General features: G+C 69.0%; 15 protein-coding genes. 4 read left to right on the forward strand and 11 right to left on the reverse strand.

All coding sequences use genetic code 11. From position 1 onward, the window contains the following. Nucleotides 1-214: 214 nt before the first annotated feature. The 10 genes from pmbA to D106_RS0109170 form a co-directional block, all read right to left on the reverse strand. Nucleotides 215-1,603: a metalloprotease PmbA gene (gene pmbA, locus D106_RS0109125; RefSeq protein ID WP_026280355.1), complete on the reverse strand. Its 1,389-nt coding sequence runs from the start codon at nucleotides 1,601-1,603 to the stop codon at nucleotides 215-217. Between the two features lie 108 nt (nucleotides 1,604-1,711). Next, complete coding sequence (locus D106_RS0109130) at nucleotides 1,712-1,975, reverse strand: hypothetical protein (protein WP_018867474.1); 264 nt, start codon at nucleotides 1,973-1,975, stop codon at nucleotides 1,712-1,714. 51 nt (nucleotides 1,976-2,026) lie between these two features. Further along, nucleotides 2,027-3,469, reverse strand: a complete 1,443-nt coding sequence (gene tldD, locus D106_RS0109135) for a metalloprotease TldD (RefSeq protein WP_018867475.1) — start codon at nucleotides 3,467-3,469, stop codon at nucleotides 2,027-2,029. A gap of 134 nt (nucleotides 3,470-3,603) precedes the next feature. Further along, on the reverse strand, nucleotides 3,604-4,434 hold the full coding sequence (locus tag D106_RS0109140) for a carbon-nitrogen hydrolase family protein (RefSeq protein WP_018867476.1): 831 nt from the start codon (nucleotides 4,432-4,434) through the stop codon (nucleotides 3,604-3,606). A 55-nt stretch (nucleotides 4,435-4,489) separates the two neighbouring features. Beyond that, entirely contained in the window at nucleotides 4,490-8,416 is a 3,927-nt protein-coding gene (locus D106_RS0109145; protein WP_038045804.1) for a YhdP family protein, read from the reverse strand. Nucleotides 8,417-8,564: 148 nt separating this feature from the next. Next, the gene (gene rng / locus D106_RS0109150) at nucleotides 8,565-10,103 is read right to left on the reverse strand and encodes a ribonuclease G (RefSeq protein ID WP_018879863.1); all 1,539 of its coding nucleotides are present in this window, start codon (nucleotides 10,101-10,103) and stop codon (nucleotides 8,565-8,567) included. A gap of 79 nt (nucleotides 10,104-10,182) precedes the next feature. Then, nucleotides 10,183-11,292, reverse strand: coding sequence for an AI-2E family transporter (locus D106_RS0109155; protein ID WP_018879864.1), 1,110 nt, complete (start codon nucleotides 11,290-11,292; stop codon nucleotides 10,183-10,185). Further along, a complete protein-coding gene (locus D106_RS0109160) occupies nucleotides 11,289-11,774 on the reverse strand; it encodes a hypothetical protein (RefSeq protein ID WP_018879865.1) in 486 nt (161 codons plus the stop codon). Before D106_RS0109160 ends, D106_RS0109155 begins: the two co-directional genes overlap by 4 nt. Beyond that, entirely contained in the window at nucleotides 11,771-12,517 is a 747-nt protein-coding gene (locus tag D106_RS0109165; protein ID WP_018877133.1) for a type 1 glutamine amidotransferase, read from the reverse strand. The genes D106_RS0109160 and D106_RS0109165 overlap by 4 nt, the downstream gene beginning before the upstream one ends. A gap of 143 nt (nucleotides 12,518-12,660) precedes the next feature. Further along, complete coding sequence (locus tag D106_RS0109170; RefSeq protein WP_018879866.1) at nucleotides 12,661-13,569, reverse strand: LysR family transcriptional regulator; 909 nt, start codon at nucleotides 13,567-13,569, stop codon at nucleotides 12,661-12,663. A gap of 172 nt (nucleotides 13,570-13,741) precedes the next feature. Here D106_RS0109170 and D106_RS0109175 point away from each other — a divergent pair, with 172 nt between their 5' ends. From D106_RS0109175 to rpmG, 3 genes are all read left to right on the forward strand, one after another. Further along, nucleotides 13,742-15,466: a bifunctional diguanylate cyclase/phosphodiesterase gene (locus D106_RS0109175; protein WP_018879867.1), complete on the forward strand. Its 1,725-nt coding sequence runs from the start codon at nucleotides 13,742-13,744 to the stop codon at nucleotides 15,464-15,466. A gap of 96 nt (nucleotides 15,467-15,562) precedes the next feature. Beyond that, nucleotides 15,563-15,799: a 50S ribosomal protein L28 gene (rpmB, locus tag D106_RS0109180; protein ID WP_017941409.1), complete on the forward strand. Its 237-nt coding sequence runs from the start codon at nucleotides 15,563-15,565 to the stop codon at nucleotides 15,797-15,799. A gap of 12 nt (nucleotides 15,800-15,811) precedes the next feature. After that, complete coding sequence (gene rpmG / locus D106_RS0109185) at nucleotides 15,812-15,982, forward strand: 50S ribosomal protein L33 (protein WP_017941410.1); 171 nt, start codon at nucleotides 15,812-15,814, stop codon at nucleotides 15,980-15,982. A 145-nt stretch (nucleotides 15,983-16,127) separates the two neighbouring features. On the opposite strand, the gene D106_RS0109190 is transcribed toward rpmG, so the two are convergent. Next, a complete protein-coding gene (locus D106_RS0109190; RefSeq protein WP_018867485.1) occupies nucleotides 16,128-16,358 on the reverse strand; it encodes a hypothetical protein in 231 nt (76 codons plus the stop codon). A gap of 84 nt (nucleotides 16,359-16,442) precedes the next feature. Between D106_RS0109190 and D106_RS0109195 the strand changes: the two genes are divergently transcribed. Beyond that, nucleotides 16,443-17,657: an EAL and HDOD domain-containing protein gene (locus tag D106_RS0109195; RefSeq protein ID WP_018879868.1), complete on the forward strand. Its 1,215-nt coding sequence runs from the start codon at nucleotides 16,443-16,445 to the stop codon at nucleotides 17,655-17,657. Nucleotides 17,658-17,790 lie beyond the last annotated feature (133 nt).

The following is a 17,790-nucleotide window of genomic DNA, read 5'->3' on the forward strand; positions in this document are numbered from 1 at the left end:
CCGCTGCACGACGCGCCTTGTCTCGGAGCGCTTTGTTTCGAAAAACTGGGGGGCACCAACGCGGACGTGCGATTCAATCAGCGTCTCCCTAGGCCGCCGCCTCGCGGGGTCGGGCGGTCACGGCCATGCAGCCACACGACGAGCGTAGCAGCGTGGAGGGTACCGGGGAATGCGCCGCGCACGCCCACTGCCGGGCGCGCGCCGCGAGGGCGGCTCAGTCGCCGGCGACGGTCATCGACTCGATCAGGATGGAGCCGGTGTGGATGTTGCCGCGGCGGTCGACATCGGTGCCCACGGCCGCCATGCGCCGGAACATGTCCTTCAGGTTGCCGGCGATGGTGATCTCCTCCACCGGGTACTGCAGCTCGCCGTTCTCGACCCAGAACCCGGCAGCCCCGCGGGAGTAGTCGCCGGTCACCATGTTCACGCCCTGCCCGATCAGCTCGGTCACCAGGAAGCCGGTACCCATCTCGGACAGCAGGGCGTCAAAGTCCTTGTCCCCCGGGGCCACGGTCACATTGCGCGCGCCACCGGCGTTGCCGGTGGTCTCCAGCCCCAGCCGACGCGCAGCGTAACTGTCCAGGGTATAGCTCTGCAGGACGCCATCGGCGATCAGCGGCCGGTTGCGGGTGCGCACCCCCTCGCCGTCGAAGGGTGCGCTGCCCAGCGCGCGCGGGGTCAGCGGGCGTTCCTCGATCTGCATCCAGGCGGGGAACACGGTCTCGCCCACGGCATTCAACAGGAACGAACTTTCGCGGTACTGGGCCGGCCCGGAGATCGCGCGGGTGAAGCTGCCGATCAGGGTACGCGCCATCTCCGGCGCGAACAGCACCGGGCAGGTGCGGGTGGAGAGCTTGCGCCCGCCCAGCCGGCGCACGGTGCGCTCGGCCGCCTCGCGCCCGATCGCCTCGGCGGCGGTCAGGTCGCCCGCGTGGCGGGCCACGGTGTAGGCATAGTCGCGCTGCATGCCGGCCGCGTCGCGCGCCACCAAGGCGCAGGACAGCGAGTGCCGGGTGCTGCGATAGCCCCCCATGAAGCCCTGGCTGTCGCCGAGAAAGGCCATGGCGCGCCGCGTACTGACGCTGGCGCCCTCGGAGTTCTCGATCCGGTCGTCGGCCGCGAAGCCCGCGGCCTCGATCGCGCGGGCCAGTTCGGTCGCCTCAGTGGCGCTGCAGCCCCAGGGGTGGTCAAGGTCGAGGTCCTCCCAGTCGCTCGCCTTGAACGCGGGGTCCGGCATCCCGGCATACGGATCCGGCTCGGTGTAGCGGGCGATGCGGCAGGCGGCCTCGACGGTGTCGATCAGGGCCTGGTCGCTGAAGTCCGTGGTGGAGGCCGCCCCCTTGGACTGGCCGAAGTAGACGATCAGCGACAGGCTCTGGTCGCGCTCGTGCTCCAGGCTCTCGATCTCCCCCTTGCGCACACCCAGCTCCAGCCCGACGCTGTGGCTGACCACCGCCTGGGCGTCCGAGGCCCCGCGCTCGCGCGCGGCCTCCAGCGTGCGCTGGACCCGTGCCTGGAGGGATTCCGGCGAATGGGACAGGGCCTGGACCTCGCCGTCCTGGGACAGGGATTCCGGGCTCACACGTTCGGGAGATGTACTCATGCAGGGTTCCGCTATAAAGGGACGAGTCGGGGATATCCGTCAGGGATACAGAAACAGGGAAACGGCCCCGGGCCATTCAACCCGGGACCGCGAGCGGTGCCGGGCGATCTAGTCCACCCGGGCGCCGTGCTTGTGGACCGCGCCGGCGTTACCCCAGCGCTCAAGGTCGTCGACATGCACGCCGACCCAGTACAGCATGCCGACGCTGTCGCGGGTCCAGCCGCCGACCAGGTCCTGGCCCTCGCCCAGCTCGACGTGGTGGGCAAACTGCTCGGCCTTGTCGCGCGCGCGGAACACATGCCACTGCACGATCTGGTCGTGGCCATGCCCTTCCGGCAGGGAACGTTCCTGTTCGAGGAAATCGAGATTCATCTGTTGCCTCCTTGTCGCCGTTTCGACGCCGATTCTCCGGTCCCGCAGCGCTCACGCCGCCTGGGTACCGCCCACGGTCATGCCATCGATCCGCAGCGTGGGTTGACCCACGCCAACCGGCACGCCCTGGCCCTCCTTGCCGCAGGTCCCGATACCGGAATCGAGCTTCATGTCGTTGCCGATCATCGATACCCGCGTCAGCACATCCGGGCCATTCCCGATCAGGGTCGCACCCTTGACCGGGTACGTCACCTTGCCCTTCTCCACCCGATAGGCCTCGGAGGCGGAGAACACGAACTTGCCGGAGGTGATGTCCACCTGGCCGCCGCCGAAATTGACTGCGTACAGGCCGTCGTCCACCGAGGCCAGGATCTCCTCCGGGTCGGCGTCGCCGCCGAGCATGTAGGTATTGGTCATGCGCGGCATCGGCAGCCGGGCATAGGACTCGCGGCGGCCGTTGCCGGTGGAGCGCGTGCCCATCAGGCGGGCGTTCATCTCGTCCTGCATGTAGCCGCGCAGTACGCCGTCTTCGATGAGCACGGTCTGCTGGGTGGGGTTGCCCTCGTCGTCGACGTTCAGCGAGCCGCGCCGCCCCTCCAGGGTGCCGTCATCGACGATGGTGATGCCCTTCGCCGCGACCTGCTCGCCGACGCGCCCGGAGAACGCCGAGGTGCCCTTGCGGTTGAAGTCGCCCTCCAGCCCGTGGCCGATCGCCTCGTGCAGCAGCACGCCCGGCCAGCCGGGGCCGAGCACCACCTTCATGGTCCCGGCCGGGGCCTCGCGGGCCTCCAGGTTGACCAGCGCCTGGCGCACGGCCTCGCGGGCATAGCCGGCGGCCCGGTCCGACTCGCGGAAGTACTGGTAGCCGAAGCGTCCGCCGCCGCCCGAGGTCCCGGATTCGCGACGCCCTCCCTGTTCGACGATGACCTGCACGTTCAGGCGCACCAGCGGGCGCACGTCGGTCGTCAGCTCGCCGCGGGCGTTGAGCACCAGCACGACCTCGTGCACCCCGGCCAGGGAACACATCACCTGGGTGACGCGCGAATCCTCGGCGCGGGCCACAGCATCCACCTCCTTGAGGAGGTCGATCTTGGTCTGTTCGTCCAGCGAATCCAGCGGGTTGTCGGGGGCGTACAGCGCCGGGCGCGACGGCGACCGCGAGGCCACAGCGATGCGCCCGCTCTGACCGGCGCTCGCGATGCTGCGCGCGGTCTTCGCGGCCTCCAGCATGGCCGGCATCGCGATGTCGTCGGAATAGGCGAACCCGGTCTGCTCGCCACGCACCACGCGGATGCCGACCCCGCGCTCGATATTGAAGCTGGCGGACTTCACGATGCCATCCTCCAGCGACCACCCCTCCTGGCTGGCGAACTGGAAGTAGCAGTCGCCCCCGTCGATGCCGTGACCGAAGGTGGTACCCAGAAGGGTGCTCAGCTCGCTGTCGCCGAGACCGGCGGGGTCGAGCAGGGTCTGTTGCGCAAGACGGTCGATCATGCAGTCCTCTCGGGTTCGGAGATCGGCTGCCCCGCCGCACTTGCAGGCGGGGCAGCACTTGTCGGTTCAGTATGGAGCTTGGGGCACCGCCCGCGCTTTCAAGCGCGCCGGCGTTGCGGGTTTATGTCGCCGGATCAGGTGGTCCCGGGGCACGGCAGGCGGCGATGCTCCACGGCCGGGAAGCTGTTGCGGATGCGCGCGGCCTGGGCCCGGTCCAGATCGGCCAGCAGCACGCCCGGGTTGCGCTGGAGCTGGCCGACGATCCGGCCCCACGGATCCACCAGGGCGCTGTGGCCATAGGTTTCGCGGCCGTTCACATGGAACCCGCCCTGAGCCGCCGACAGCATGTAGCACTGGTTCTCGATGGCGCGCGCCCGCAGCAGCACGTCCCAGTGCGCCTGCCCCGTCTGCGCAGTGAAGGCCGCCGGCAGGGCGACCCATTCCGCCCCCTGATCCAGCAGGGCCCGGAACAGCTCGGGGAAGCGCAGGTCGTAGCAGATCGCCAGGCCCATGCGGCCGGCCGGCGTATCCACGACCACCACCTGGTCGCCGCGCTCGAAGACCTTCGATTCGGTATAGGCCTCGCTGCTGTCCGGCAGGCGCACGTCGAACAGGTGGATCTTGTCGTAGCGCGCCACCTGCTGCCCCTGATCGTCGAACACCAGGCAGGCGGACCGCACCCGGTCGCCGCCCGCGGTCTGCAGCGGGATAGTCCCGCCGACGATCCAAAGCCCGAGGCGCCGAGCCTGCTCGGCGAGAAAGGCCTGCAGCGGACCGGCCCCGTCGGCGACCTCGGCGATGCCGAGGACATCGGTCTCCTGCATGCCCATGAAGGCGAAGTTCTCCGGCAACACCGCCAGGCGCGCGCCCTTGTCGGCCGCCTCCTGCAGCAGTCGCTTGGCCTCCAGGAGGTTCGCCTGGGGCTGGGGTCCGGAGGCCATCTGGATGGCCGCTACCTGAGTCATGTTGCTCCGCTTGTCCGTTGCGAGACCGGTCGGGGCGCCACTGCCCGCGCCGGTATCAGTCGTTGTCGGCCCCGTCGGTCTCCGCTGCCGGCTCCACCAGCACGCGTACCTGCGGGTCGTCCCAGGGGCCCGTCACCGCGTACTCGACGCGGGCCGCCTCTTCTATCTGATCCCCGATCCCCAGCACGCGTTCCGCAAGAAGCACCACAACCCCGGTCACGGGGCCGCCCACCAGGGCCCCGACGATCGGGAGCGCGGTGCGCAGGCTCGGCACGACCACGATCTCGTGATCATAGTCACGTGCCACCAGCCCGGTGCGGCCGCTCAGACGCACCTTGGCCGAGGGTCCCTCCAGGCGCAGGTCGGGCACATGCAGGTCCCCGTCGCGCAGCACGGCGTCCGCGGTCAGCTCGCTGAAGGTCAAACCCTCGGTGAACACGTCGCGGAAATCCAGCCGCAACCGCCGCGGCAGTACGTCCAGGCTGACCAGCCCCAGCAGGCGACCCGCCCCCGGCTCGACATCCGCCAGGCGCCCGTCGGACAGCGACAGCTCCACGGACCCTGTCAGCTGCGCCAGGCTCGGGGCGTACAGCGGCCCCGGCCAGACGAGCGACAGCGACCCGTCGCCGGCGCCCCCGACCAGGGCCCGCGACAGCCCCGCCGACCGCAGGGCCGCGCCCCAGTCGTCACCGGACAGGGTCGCATCCAGGCGTGTCTCCGGCAGACCCTCCCCGGACACCCGCCAGATGCCGACGGCGTCGGCGTGGAGATCGCCTTCCGGGGCACGGACCTCCAGGTCCCGGATCACCAGACCGCTGGACTGCGGCTCCAGGCCCAGTTCGATATCCGCGAAACGGTAATCGCCCAGCGCCAGGCTGTCGAGCGTCAGGTCCACCGCCGGCCAGGCCCGCGGATCCTCGAAACTCCCGGCTGTGACGGGCTGCACCTCCGCTTCGGCCTCTTCGCCAGCGCCGGTCCACTCGAGATCGTCCAGAATCAGGTGACGCAGATGCGCCTCCCAGCGATCACGCCCGCCAGCGGCCATCGGGCGCCAGCGGGCCTCGCCGGCCAGCCAGTCGGACGCCACCTCCAGATCCCAGCCCGCGTCCCCGCGCCGGCCCAGAAAGCGCAGCCCGGGCAGGTCCCGCCCGCTCCAGCGGATACGGTCGCGGATATCCAGTTCCAGGCGCGTCAGCGCCACGGCCTGCGCCGCCTCCTCGGCATCGTCGCCGGCCGCGCCCAGATCCACCGCACCGCCCCAGGGGGCCTCGCCCAGGGCCTCGAGCCACGGGTCCACCTCCAGCCGTGGCAGGCGGGCACGCACCGACACACCCGCCCCCGGCAGGGCCAGGGCGCTGGCCCGGGGAGCGCCGATCTCCAGCGCCAGGGCCTGCAGGGCAACCCCGCGCGCCGCCGTGCGGGGCTCGGCGCCGCGCACGGCCGGATCCTCGGGGGCGGCAGTCGGGGAGAGACGCAGGTGGGCCCGCAGGACCGAGCCCAGTGTCAGGTGGCCAATGCCCGCGCCGTCATGCCCCAAGGGCAGCGTCAGTTCCAGCGGGCGGGCCTCCTCCGCCGGCTTGCCGATCGGCTCCGGCCAGTCGATCGCCACACCCACCAGATCCGAGCTCAGATCCAGACGCACGCCATCCACCGCCTGGCCAAGGCGCAGTTGCGCCTCCCAAAGCGCCGCACCCTCCAGGTAGGGGGCCAGCTCCGGAAAATCCTCCAGCCAGGGCCCCAGGGGTTGTCTCCCGCGCGCCGTGAGCCGTGCGGTCTCGCCACCCAGGGGCCAGTCCGCCCCCAGGGTGACGGTCTCGTCATGGACACGCGCGGTCACATCCTCCGCCGCGATGCGATCGGCGGTATCGAACCGGACCTGGCCCTCGACGGCCTCCAGCACCGCGGGCCAGCCCGGGACCTCGGCGCGCGTGCCCTGGAGATCCAGCGTGCCGGCGACCCGCGTCTGGTCCATGCGCCCCTCCTGCAACGGCAGGGTCAGGGAGAGCCCCAGCCGGGTCGGGCCCGTCAGGCGCGCCTGATCGCGCAGTTCCGCCGCCTCGTCCAGCAGGTCGGCCTGACGCAGATAGGTCAGCAGATCGGCGGCATCACCGTCGGCCGTGCCCTCCAGTTCGAGGACCGCGTTCTCCATATCCTCGATCCCGATCCGGGTGGCATGCACCTCGGTGTCGAGGATGCGGCCCCGCGCGTCCTCGGCGCGGAAGCCCGCGTTGTGGAACAGCAGCCGCCCGCCGACGCCCTCGGCCCTGGGCCAGCCCTCCTGGTAGTCGAGGATGCCCGCCTCGACATCCGCCCACAGGTCGAACACCCCCTCGCCGTCGGCAAACGGGAAGTCCTCTCCGCGTCCCCGGTAGGCCATGCCGCCCCCCGTGGAGACCCCGGTCACGATGCTGTCCACCAGCCACTGATAGGTGTTCTCCGGCAGGTGATACAGCGGCAGGTAGCGCGCGGTACGGTCGCCGTTGGCACGCAGGATGTCCATGGCGATATCGACCCGCGGGCCGGCCGCGTGCCCGTCCAGCCGCATCCGCATGCGCCCGCGTACCGCGGCGTCGGCATTCGCGGCATTCAGGCCCTCGCCCGCCAGATGCCAGTGCCCGGAGTCGTCACGCTCGGCGCGCAGGCGGCCACGGGCGGTGTCCAGCACCACCGGCTCGGCCAGTACCCGCGGCAGATCGATCTCCAGGTCGCGGCTGTCCAGCAGCAGTTCCACGCCGCCGCGACGCCACTGCAGGTAGCCCGCCGCCCCCTGCACCCCGAGCCCGTGCCCGGCGGCGCGCCAGCCGAGATCCCGCACATCGGCCTCGGCCCAGACCGGCTGCAGCCGGTCCGACTCGCGGCGTGCCTCGAACCGGGCCAGGTCCAGTGTTCCGCGCGGATGGAGGTCGGCGATACGCTCGGCCAGCTCGGGCGCCGCCTGGCGCAGCAGGGTGAGCAGGGGCGCGTAGGGCTCGACGTCGACATCGCGGGCCGCCAGCTCCACCGCATCCACCACCAGCTCGCGGGGCTCGCCCTCCAGGCGGTAGGCCAGGCGCAGGTCCCCGGAACCCGGCCGCGTCCCGCTCCAGGACGACCGGTGCCGACCGTCCCGGACCCGCCAGTCGAATCGATGGCCGATGGCCGGACCGTCCGGTTCCCCGGCCAGGCTAAGAGTCGTCTCGTGATCCCCGCGCAGCCAGGCCATGCGGCCATCGTCGAGCGCACCCCACAGGCGCAGTGTCGCGGTGCCCTCGGGCGCGGGCCAGCCCAGGTAGGCCAGCCACGGCTGCCAGGCGGTCAGGTCCACCGCATCCGCTTCGAGGAAGAAACGCGCATCGCGCAGATCGGCCGCCGGCGCCTGCAACCCGAGCACGAAATGCCCGCCCGCGTCCGGCGCGTCCAGGGCCCCGTCGAGAAACAGCCGCAGCGAGCCGTCGTGCGCCGTGCGCAGGGCCGCCCGGTCCAGCCGCGCGGCGGACTCCAGGCCCGCGCCGCGGTCCTCCCATATCAGCCGGATCGCCTCCGCCTCGACATCGGGCCACTGCGCCACCGGGATGGTGAGCAGCCGCCCCTCGCCCATGCCGATCTCGCGCCCGTGGAGGGAAAACCGGCCATCGGCATGGCGCACCAGGCGCAGGTCCATCCCCTCGACCCGCACCGCCAGCGCCGGATGCCGGCTGCGCAGGCTGGCCCCGGCACTCAGCGATATCCCGAGGCGCTCGATGGCAACCGGCTCGCCCTCGGGCATCGCCACCCGGACCTCCCGCGCCACCAGCGCCGGGGACCAGCCGGCCCAGCCCAGTTCGATGCCCGCGGCGGAGACCTCGCGCTCCAGTTGCTCGCTGACGGTCGTCTCCACCCAGGCGTGCAGGCCGTCCCAGTGCGGCAACGCCAGGCGCAATGCCAGGATGGCGATCACCAGCGCCAGCACCAGGGCCAGCAGGATCCCCAGGGCCACCCGTACACTTTGTGAACGGATGCTCATTTTTCACCCACCCGATCAAAACGCGGCCTGCCCGGCCGACCGGGACCCCGATCCATGCTGGGTCCGCACGCGTGCTTCACCTTGGTGTCTCTCCCTCCCCGCTGGCGACGATCGCCCGCACCGGGCGAGCATCTAGATTAGGTATAGCTCAGACGAAGACCACGTCGAACTGTTCCTGGGTGTAGAGCGTCTCCACCTGGAAGCGGATGGGGATGCCGACAAAGCTCTGCAGCTCCGCCAGCGCGGCGGATTCCTCGTCCAGCAGCAGGTCGATCACGTTCTGCGACGCCAGGACCCGCAGCTCGCGCGCGTCGTACTGGCGCACCTCGCGCAGGATCTCGCGGAACAACTCGTAGCAGACGGTCTCCGCCGATTTGAGGTAGCCGCGCCCGCCACAGACCTGGCAGGGCTCGCACATCTGGTGCTCCAGGCTCTCGCGGGTACGCTTGCGGGTCATCTCCACCAGCCCCAGTGGCGAGACGTCGCAGATCTGCGTCTTCACGTGATCCCGTTCCAGCGCCTTTTCCAGCGCGCGGATTACCTGGCGCTTGTGCTCGTCGTCCTGCATGTCGATGAAATCGATGATGATGATCCCGCCGAGATTGCGCAGGCGCAGCTGGCGCCCGATGGCCTGGGCCGCCTCCAGGTTGGTCTTGAAGATCGTCTCCTCGAGCTTGCGATGACCGACAAAGCCGCCGGTGTTGATGTCGACCGTGGTCATCGCCTCGGTCTGGTCGAAGATCAGGTAGCCACCGGACTTCAGCTCCACCTTGCGCTCCAGGGCGCGGTGGATCTCCTCCTCGACGTTGAACAGGTCGAAGATCGGGCGCTCGCCGGGGTAATGCTCGATGTGCCCGATCAGTTCCGGCAGGTAGCGTTCGACGAAGCTGCAGACCTTCTGATAGGTCTCGCGCGAGTCGATACGGATGCGCTCGATATCCACTCCCACCATGTCGCGCAGGATGCGCTCGACCAGCGGCAGGTCGGCGTAGACCTCGGTCCCCGGCGGCGCGCTGGCGGCCTGCTCCTGCAGGCTGTCCCAGACCTTCTTCAGGAAGGCGGTATCGTTGTACAGGGCCTCGTAGTCGGCCAGCTCCGCGGCGGTGCGCACGATGAAGCCGTGCTGCGGGGCCAGCTCGTCACGCAGCTGCTCGATGGACTCGCGCAGCCGCGCGCGCACGCCCTCGTCCTCGATGCGCGTGCTCACCCCGACATTCGACTGGTTCGGCATCAGCACCAGGTTGCGCGACGGCAGCGTGATGTAGGTGGTCAGGCGCGCGCCCTTGGACCCCAGCGGGTCCTTGACCGCCTGGACCAGGACGTCCTGCCCCTCGCGCAGCAGTTCGCGGATGCCCTCGCGCGCCGGCGCCGCGCCGCCATTGGCGGTCCCGTTGCCCGCGGCGGCCGCCGGGGCCTCCCCGCCCGACAGCGCATGGCCGTTGAGTTCCTCGCGCTCCACCGGCGCCACGTCGGAGGCGTGCAGGAAGGCCGTGCGCTCCAGGCCGATGTCGACAAAGGCCGCGTCCATGCCCGGCAGCACGCGCACCACCCGGCCCTTGTAGATGTTGCCCACGATCCCGCGGCGACGGGTGCGTTCCAGGTGCAGTTCGGTCAGGACGCCGTTCTCCACCAGGGCCACACGGCTCTCCTGGGGCGTCACGTTCATCAGGATCTCGGTTCCGGTCATGCGTTCTTCTTGTTATCGAATGGGGACCAACCAGCCGCCGGGCCCGCGGGCGGGCGCGGCGGAGGTCCGGGATTTCAGGCTACTTGGTGACGGCTTCGGCCGAACCGACCTCGCCGTCCGTCGGGGTTTCGGGCGGCGGCTGCTGGGCCCGTGGCCAGGACTTGATCACCGCATGCACCAGGGTCGCCAGCGGGATGGCGAAGAACACCCCCCAGAGCCCCCAGATGCCGCCGAACACGAACACCGCGGCGATAATCGCCACCGGGTGCAGGTTGACCACCTCCGAGAACAGCAACGGCACCAGCACGTTACCGTCGAGGAACTGGATCACCCCGTAGGCGATCAGTACCCAGGCGAACTCGGAACTCAGGCCGAACTGGAAATAGGCGACCGCGGCCACCGGGATGGTCACCACGGCCGCGCCGATATAGGGAATGATGACCGAGATGCCCACCATGAACGACAGCAGCACCGCGTATTCCAGCCCGAACCAGTTGAAGGTCAGGAAGGTGACCGCCCAGACGATCACGATCTCGATGAACTTGCCGCGCACATAGCTGGCGATCTTCAGGTTCACCTCCCGCCACACCTGACTGGCCAGATGGGTATCCCGGGGCATGAACCCGCGCACCCAACCGAGGATCAGGTCACGGTCCTTCAGCATGAAGAACACCATCAGCGGGACCACGATCAGGTAGATCACCACGTCCACGATGTGCCGCGCCGAGGACAGCGAGAAGGACACCACGCGCTGCCCCAGCAGGGTCGCCTCGGCGCGGATGGCCCCCATCAGCTCGAGGACCTGTTCGTCGGTGATCAGTTGCGGGTAGCGCTCGGGCAGTTGCAGCAGCAGGTTCTGGCCCTCCGAGATCATGCCCGGCAGTTCGCGCACCAGCTGGGTGACCTGGGCCGACATCAGCGGCACCACACTGAACAGCGCCGCTACGGTCAGTGCCAGGAAGGCCAGCAGCACGCAGGTGACCGCGAGGATACGCGGGATGTGCCAGAGGACCAGTCTCCGCACCGCCCCCTCCAGCAGGTAGGCAATAATCAGCGAGGCCAGCAGCGGCGCCAGGATGCGCCCGGCAAAGATGATGACCAGGAATCCCGCGAGCAGCAGAAACGCCAGGATCACCACCTGCGGATCGGTGAAATGACGCTGGTACCACTGACGCAGGATGTCGATCATCGCGACGCGCCCCCCGCCTCCGGGTCATCCCCGTCCGCGGAACGGGTCGGATCCTGGGCCACCGCCTTCTCGTAATGGGTACGGAAGACGACCTCCAGCTCGTCGATCACCTCCACCGCCGGGCGCCCCTGCATCACGTGCTGTCCCATCAGGGCCGAGGTCTCGTTCAGCAGCTTGGAGCGATCCAGCATGTGGTAGGTCGCCGACAGGCGGCGCATGGCCTTGATCACCGACTCGTTTTCCGGCCGCGGAATGGGCTCCGGCTCGGGCACCGGCTCCGGTGCGGGGGCCGGCGATTCCTGCTCCAGAAAACGGGCAAACTTCAGCAGGCTGGCCTGGTCCTCGGGCGACAGCCGCGCGGCGATCTCGGCGATCGCCCGCGCCGGGTCCTCACGGCCCTTCTTGCGTGCGCCGCCAAGCACCGACCCGAGATCCCCACCGGGCAGGCCCCCTTCGTTGCCCGTGCCGAGCGGTGGAATCATCCCTCGTCCTCGATCTTCAGGCTGAACACCGGCATCTTGCGGCGTTCCTGCATCAGGCCCAGCGCCTTCACCAGGGCCACGATCACGTCCTCGGTCACCTTCTGCATCTCGCCCCATTCCATGCGCGCCTCGCCCAGGAGTTCGCCCATATTCGGGGGCGGGTTGTGGCGCGCCTCCATGATGATGTCCTCGAGCATCCCGGGCTTCATCTCGGGCCGAAACAGCATGCCATAGGTCAGTTCATCCGGGCGGATCGCCAGCCAGTCGCCGTCGTCGTCCACCAGTACCGGCTGCACGCCGTCCGGCAGGTCGACCCGGCCATTGACCAGTTGCAGTACCCGTCGGCCATCCAGGGCCTCGGCGAGTTCGTCGCCCTCGCCCGCCGCGGTCTTGTGCGCGGTCACGAAGCGCGCACGATACATCGGGTCCTCGTGCGCGGTACCACCGGCCTGCTCGGCCACCAGCAAACCGCCCATGCCGATCCCGACCACCGGGCGCTTCGAACGGCGGAAGATGTCGATCAGCGACAGCTCGTCCGGGACCTGCGGGTTCTCCTCGTGATCCGCGGTCGGCCAGGCGCCGCCCAGCAGCCACAGCCCGTCGAACTGGGCCGCGGAACCGGGCAGGTCCTGCCCCACGAACGGCCGATAGTAGGAAAAACCGATATCGCGTTTTTCCAGTTGTGACTCGATCAGTCCGAGAAACTCGGAATAGGTATGCTGCACTACGCAGTAGTTCTTCATGTCGCGTCAATCCTGATTTTGTATTCGGGTCCGGGTGAGGAAAACACGGATCGGGGCCGGCTCGCGGCGGCGTCACTCCGACCGGCGAACAGGACCCATGACGGCGGCGCGGTCGCCCGGTATCGCGGACCGCACCGCGTACTTCAGCCCCTGTTTTCCTCTGCCGTGCAGTATCCGCGCAGGAACTGCATCAACACCTCCAGCGTGGGCACGCGAAACTTCTGCCGCGCGTGCACCAGGGAGATCGGCCGTTCCAGCGGCGGTGACAGTGGCAGTGCCACCAGTTCGCCCAGTTCCAGCTCCTTGGCCACCACCGCCTCGGACAGCACCGAGAGCCCCATACGGGCCACCACCGCGCCCTTGATCGCCTCCGAACTGCCCAGCTCCATGCAACCCCGCAGGCTGCTGCGGTCGTACCCGGCGCGCCCAAGGTACTCCATGATGACCTCGCGGGTCCCGGAACCCTCCTCGCGGCATATGAATGGACGCTCGATGAAGTCCGCGACGCGAACGCTTTCGCGCGTGGCCAGTTCGTGATCCGGCGGCACGATCAGGCGCAACTGATCGACCAGGCAGGGCTGCACCTGCAGGCTGCGGTGGGTCACCGGGGCCTCGACAATACCGAGATCCACGCTGCCCTCCTCGACCATGAGCACCACGCTCTCGGTATTGCCCACCCGCAGGCGGATGCCGATATCCGGATGCTCGCGACGAAAGGCCCCCAGAAGGGCCGGCAGCATGTATTCCGCCACCGTGGTACTGGCCCCGATCACCAGCGCCCCGCCATTCGCGCCCTTCAGCTCGCGCAGGGCGGCTTCCAGCTCGCCGTAGGTATCGAAGATGCGTTCGGCATAGCGTTGCACGAGCCGCCCGGCATCGGTCAGTGTCACCCGATTGTGATTGCGATCGAACAACCGGGTATCCAGCTGTTCCTCCAGCTGCCGCACCTGAAAGGTCACCGCCGGCTGCGTCATGTGCAGCACCTCGGCGGCGCGGGTGAAGGACAACAGCCGCGCCACCGTTAGAAAGACCTGCAACCGCCGATCAGCCATGCCGCCCCGTCCTGGAGAATAAAGTCCGTACCATCCCCGGATGCTACCAAGCCCCCGCGACGGGCAACAGCGACCCGCCGCCCGGATGCATCGGCCCGGATTATGCCCCCGCCCGCGCGAGAAACGTCTATAAGGGGATCACGACATCATGGCGCAAGCCGAAGGAACCGGAATGGGGGCATCCCCGTACCACGCCTGGTCGCATGGGCGCTCGCAAGGCATCCACAAACGCTGGAGGATCGCCGGGGCGGCCGCCGCCGCGCTCCTGATGGCACTGGTGACCCTGCTGGTCTATCAGACCGGCGGCACCTCCACCGCCTACCTCAACTTCATCCTGATCCCGGTGCTGCTGGGGGCGGCCCTGTTCGGCCTGTGGGGCGGGCTGGCCTTCGGGCTGCTGGCCGGCCTGCTCCTCGGGCCCTTCATGCCCCTGGACACCGCCACCGGGGCGGCCCAGCCTGCCCTGAACTGGCTTACGCGCACGGGTATCTACGTGGTGCTGGGCGGTTTCTCCGGCTGGCTCTTCGACACCCTGCGGCGGCACTCCGCCCGCCTGCTGGAGCAGGCCTACACCAACCCGGTAACCAACCTGCCCAACCGCGAGTCGCTGGAACAGTACGTCCGGCAGCTGATGCGCCAGGCCGAGGCCCCGCAGGCCGCCGCCACACGGGTGTTCGTGATCAGCCTGCAAATGGACAACTACCAGGACAGCATCAGCGCCCTCGGCCTGACCGCCGAGCGCCCCCTGCTGCGCGGCATTGCCGACCGCATGCAGGGCGTGGCCGGTCCTGCCGGGGCCGACGTGTTTCATATCCACGACGACCACTTCGCCCTGATCCTGCCGCACCGCGGGCGCAAGGAGGCCCTGGCGGTGACCCAGGCCGTGATCGACGCCCTGCAGGCCCCCTTCGAGGTCTTCGACATCCCGGTCTATCTCGGGGCCCACGCGGGGCTCTCCTCCTTCCCCTTCCACGAGCAGGACGAGCCGACCCGGCTGCTGACCAAGGCCTGGATGGCCATGCACCAGGCGAGCCACTCGGGCCGGCGCTACCGCAGCTACGACCGGCGCAGTGACGACCACAGCCTGCATACGGTCGAGCTCCTCGGCGAGCTTCAGGGCGCCCTGGACGACGGCCAGCTGCACCTGCACTACCAGCCCAAGGTGGACCTGGAGACCCGGCAGCTGATCGGGCTGGAGGCCCTGCTGCGCTGGGAACACCCCACGCGCGGCCGCATCTCGCCGGGCGACTTCATCCCGCAGGCCGAGCGCACCGGACTGATCCACGAGCTGACGCGCCGCGTCCTGCGCCTGGCCCTCGCGGACCTCGCCACCCTGCGCGAGCACGGCCTGGCCATGCCGGTCAGCGTGAACATCTCCGCACGCAATTTCCTCGACCCGGCGTTCGCCGATCATCTGCTGGAACAGGTACACGCCTCCGGCCTGCCCCCCTGCGCCCTGGAACTCGAGTTCACCGAGACCGCCCTGATGGCCGATCCGGACGAGGTGATCACCGCCCTCAACCGCCTGACCGCCGCCGGGCTCGCGCTCGCCATCGACGACTTCGGCACCGGCTACTCCTCGCTGGCCTATCTCAAGCGGATGCCGGTCACCACCCTCAAGATCGATCAGGCCTTCGTGCGCCAGATGCTGGAACACGCGGTGGATGCCCAGATCACCCGTGCCAGCATCAGCCTGGCCCGCGATCTCGGGCTGAAGGTGGTGGCCGAGGGGGCCGAGGACGCCGCCACCCTGGACACCCTGCAACAATGGGGCTGCGACGCGGCCCAGGGCTTCGGCATCGCCCGGCCGATGCCGCTGGATGCGACGCTGGCCTGGGCCCGCGAATGCGGCGTGGCGCCCCGGGTCCGGGCCCACTGCGCCCCCGGGGCCAACTGAGCGCGCCGCGGCAGACCCGGTTTTCCCTTGCACCGGCCCCGGGGCTGCGCTATAGTCCGCCGTCTTTCTGGTAGACCCAAATTCCGGAGTCCCCCGATGGCCCGAGTATGTCAGGTGACCGGCAAGCGCCCGGCGACCGGTAACAACGTTTCGCACGCCCACCGCAAGACGCGGCGGCGCTTCCTGCCCAATCTGCACTCCCACCGTTTCTGGGTGGAGAGCGAGAACCGTTTCGTACGCCTGCGCGTCAGCAGCAAGGGCATGCGCATTATCGACAAGCGCGGCATCGACGCGGTCCTGGCGGACTGCCGTGCCCGCGGTGAAAAGGTCTAAGGAGGCTTCACGATGGCTGCCAAGTCCGCACGCGATAAGATCCGCCTGGTGTCCTCCGCCGGCACCGGCCACTTCTACACCACGTCCAAGAACAAGCGGAACATGCCCGAGAAGATGGAGATCAAGAAGTTCGATCCCGTCGTCCGCAAGCACGTGATGTACAAGGAAGCCAAGATCAAGTAATCGCGCCTCCCGGCACGATTGCCTGATCCCGGGCGAAAAAGGGCCCGGCCCGCTCACGCGGTGCCGGGCCCTTTTTGTGTCTGCGTGTTGTGTCTGCGTGGCCGGAAGCCCCGGATGCACCGCAACGCGTACCCGGGGCCTATCCTCAAACGGGATCCGGCTGACCACCCTTCCCGGATGCCGCGCTGCCCTCCGCGGCGGTCTCCGCCCAGCGCGTCATCACGCGCCCCCAACGATGCGCGGTCGCCGGGTCCAGTTCGATCTTGGTATAACGTTCGCCATCGCGGATAATAACCCGCAGCAACGGAACCCCCGAGTCGTGCAGGATCTGACGCAACTCCACGACTTCGCCAAATGGCGCATCAATCGAATCCATGGTGCGTGTGTTCCTCCCGAGCCGGCCTGCCGCACTTCGTCGTGGCCGCCCATCCGTGATTGATCGTGTTCACCTGACGCAAGCATGCAACCAATTTTTGTCGGCCGGCAACCCATCTTCGACGATCAGGAGAACCTGATCGGCTTCGAGCTCCTCTTTCGCGCGGGGCACATGGATACCGCCTCGGTCACCGACGGCGACCTGGCCACCTCCGATCTCCTGCGCAGCGCCTTTATCGACATCGGGCTGGAGCATCTCGTCGGCGAGCACCTGGCATTCGTCAATCTGACCCGCGGCTTCCTCGAGCACGACGTCATCACCAGCCTGCCACCGGAGCAGGTGGTGCTGGAGATCCTCGAGGATGTCGAGATCGACACCGAGGTGGTCGCCGCCGTGCGACGCCTGAAGGCCCGGGGCTTCCGCATTGCGCTCGACGACTACCAGTTCCAGGAGAGCCACGCGGAACTGGTCGAGCTGGCCGATCTCGTCAAGCTCGACGTGCTGACCCTGGGCCGCGAACGCCTGGAGCAGGAAGTCGACACCCTGCGCGGCTTCGGAGTGGAACTGCTGGCCGAGAAGGTCGAGACCGCCGAGGACTATGCGCGCTGCCGACACCTCGGGTTCAGCCTGTTCCAGGGCTTTCACCTGTCCTTCCCCCACGTGATCGAGGGGCAGCGCCTGGAGAGCCTGGAGCTCGCCCTGCTGCGCCTGCTGAAGGCCCTGCAGGCACCCGATCCCACGCCGGCCGAACTGGAGCGCCTGATCGCCGCCGAACCGGGGCTGGCGATCCAGTTGCTGCGCCTCGCCAACAGCCCGGCCTACCGGGGCCGGCGGGCCACGGACTCCCTGTACGACGCGATCCTGCGGCTGGGCCAGGGGCGAATCAAGCGCCTGGCGATGCTGATGGTCCTGCGCGGCGCCGACGGCCAGAGCCACGGTCTCGAACAGGTCATGATCCGCGCCCGCATGGGCATGCTGATGGCCCGCGCCCTGGGCCTGCCCCCGGAGGAATGCGAGCGCTATTTCACGCTCGGCATGCTGTCCGGCCTGGACCGGGTGCTGGGTGTGCCGCTGCGGCGCATCCTCGGCGAACTCCACCTGTCCACGGAGATGGAACAGGCATTGCTGGAGGGGAGCGGCCCGCTGGCGCCGCTGCTGGCGACCATTGCCGCCTTCGAGGGCCCCGCGCTGCCGCCCGACAGCGCGAATGCCCCCGTCCCCGCGCCGGTCTCCAGCCGCCTCTACCTGGAAGCCGTACGCTGGACCGAGGACCTTCTCGCATCCCTGGCGGAGCCCTAAACCGAATGTTTCATGAACTGCGCACGCCCTCGCTGGTCTCTTGGCCGCACAGGGGATCTTCGTCAGTCGGCCGTATAGCCCAATACGGCGCCTCCTCGGAAAATCCCCTGTGCGATCGTCGCGCGAATTCATG

The organism is Thioalkalivibrio sp. ALE9, assembly GCF_000377445.1.
GTDB lineage: Bacteria > Pseudomonadota > Gammaproteobacteria > Ectothiorhodospirales > Ectothiorhodospiraceae > Thioalkalivibrio.

Coding starts and splice junctions, on each gene's coding strand:
- pmbA (WP_026280355.1), bottom strand. CDS start 1,603: ATGAGTACATCTCCCGAACGTGTGAGCCCGGAATCCCTGTCCCAGGAC.
- D106_RS0109130 (WP_018867474.1), bottom strand. CDS start 1,975: ATGAATCTCGATTTCCTCGAACAGGAACGTTCCCTGCCGGAAGGGCAT.
- tldD (WP_018867475.1), bottom strand. CDS start 3,469: ATGATCGACCGTCTTGCGCAACAGACCCTGCTCGACCCCGCCGGTCTC.
- D106_RS0109140 (WP_018867476.1), bottom strand. CDS start 4,434: ATGACTCAGGTAGCGGCCATCCAGATGGCCTCCGGACCCCAGCCCCAG.
- D106_RS0109145 (WP_038045804.1), bottom strand. CDS start 8,416: ATGAGCATCCGTTCACAAAGTGTACGGGTGGCCCTGGGGATCCTGCTG.
- rng (WP_018879863.1), bottom strand. CDS start 10,103: ATGACCGGAACCGAGATCCTGATGAACGTGACGCCCCAGGAGAGCCGT.
- D106_RS0109155 (WP_018879864.1), bottom strand. CDS start 11,292: ATGATCGACATCCTGCGTCAGTGGTACCAGCGTCATTTCACCGATCCG.
- D106_RS0109160 (WP_018879865.1), bottom strand. CDS start 11,774: ATGATTCCACCGCTCGGCACGGGCAACGAAGGGGGCCTGCCCGGTGGG.
- D106_RS0109165 (WP_018877133.1), bottom strand. CDS start 12,517: ATGAAGAACTACTGCGTAGTGCAGCATACCTATTCCGAGTTTCTCGGA.
- D106_RS0109170 (WP_018879866.1), bottom strand. CDS start 13,569: ATGGCTGATCGGCGGTTGCAGGTCTTTCTAACGGTGGCGCGGCTGTTG.
- D106_RS0109175 (WP_018879867.1), top strand. CDS start 13,742: ATGGGGGCATCCCCGTACCACGCCTGGTCGCATGGGCGCTCGCAAGGC.
- rpmB (WP_017941409.1), top strand. CDS start 15,563: ATGGCCCGAGTATGTCAGGTGACCGGCAAGCGCCCGGCGACCGGTAAC.
- rpmG (WP_017941410.1), top strand. CDS start 15,812: ATGGCTGCCAAGTCCGCACGCGATAAGATCCGCCTGGTGTCCTCCGCC.
- D106_RS0109190 (WP_018867485.1), bottom strand. CDS start 16,358: ATGGATTCGATTGATGCGCCATTTGGCGAAGTCGTGGAGTTGCGTCAG.
- D106_RS0109195 (WP_018879868.1), top strand. CDS start 16,443: ATGCAACCAATTTTTGTCGGCCGGCAACCCATCTTCGACGATCAGGAG.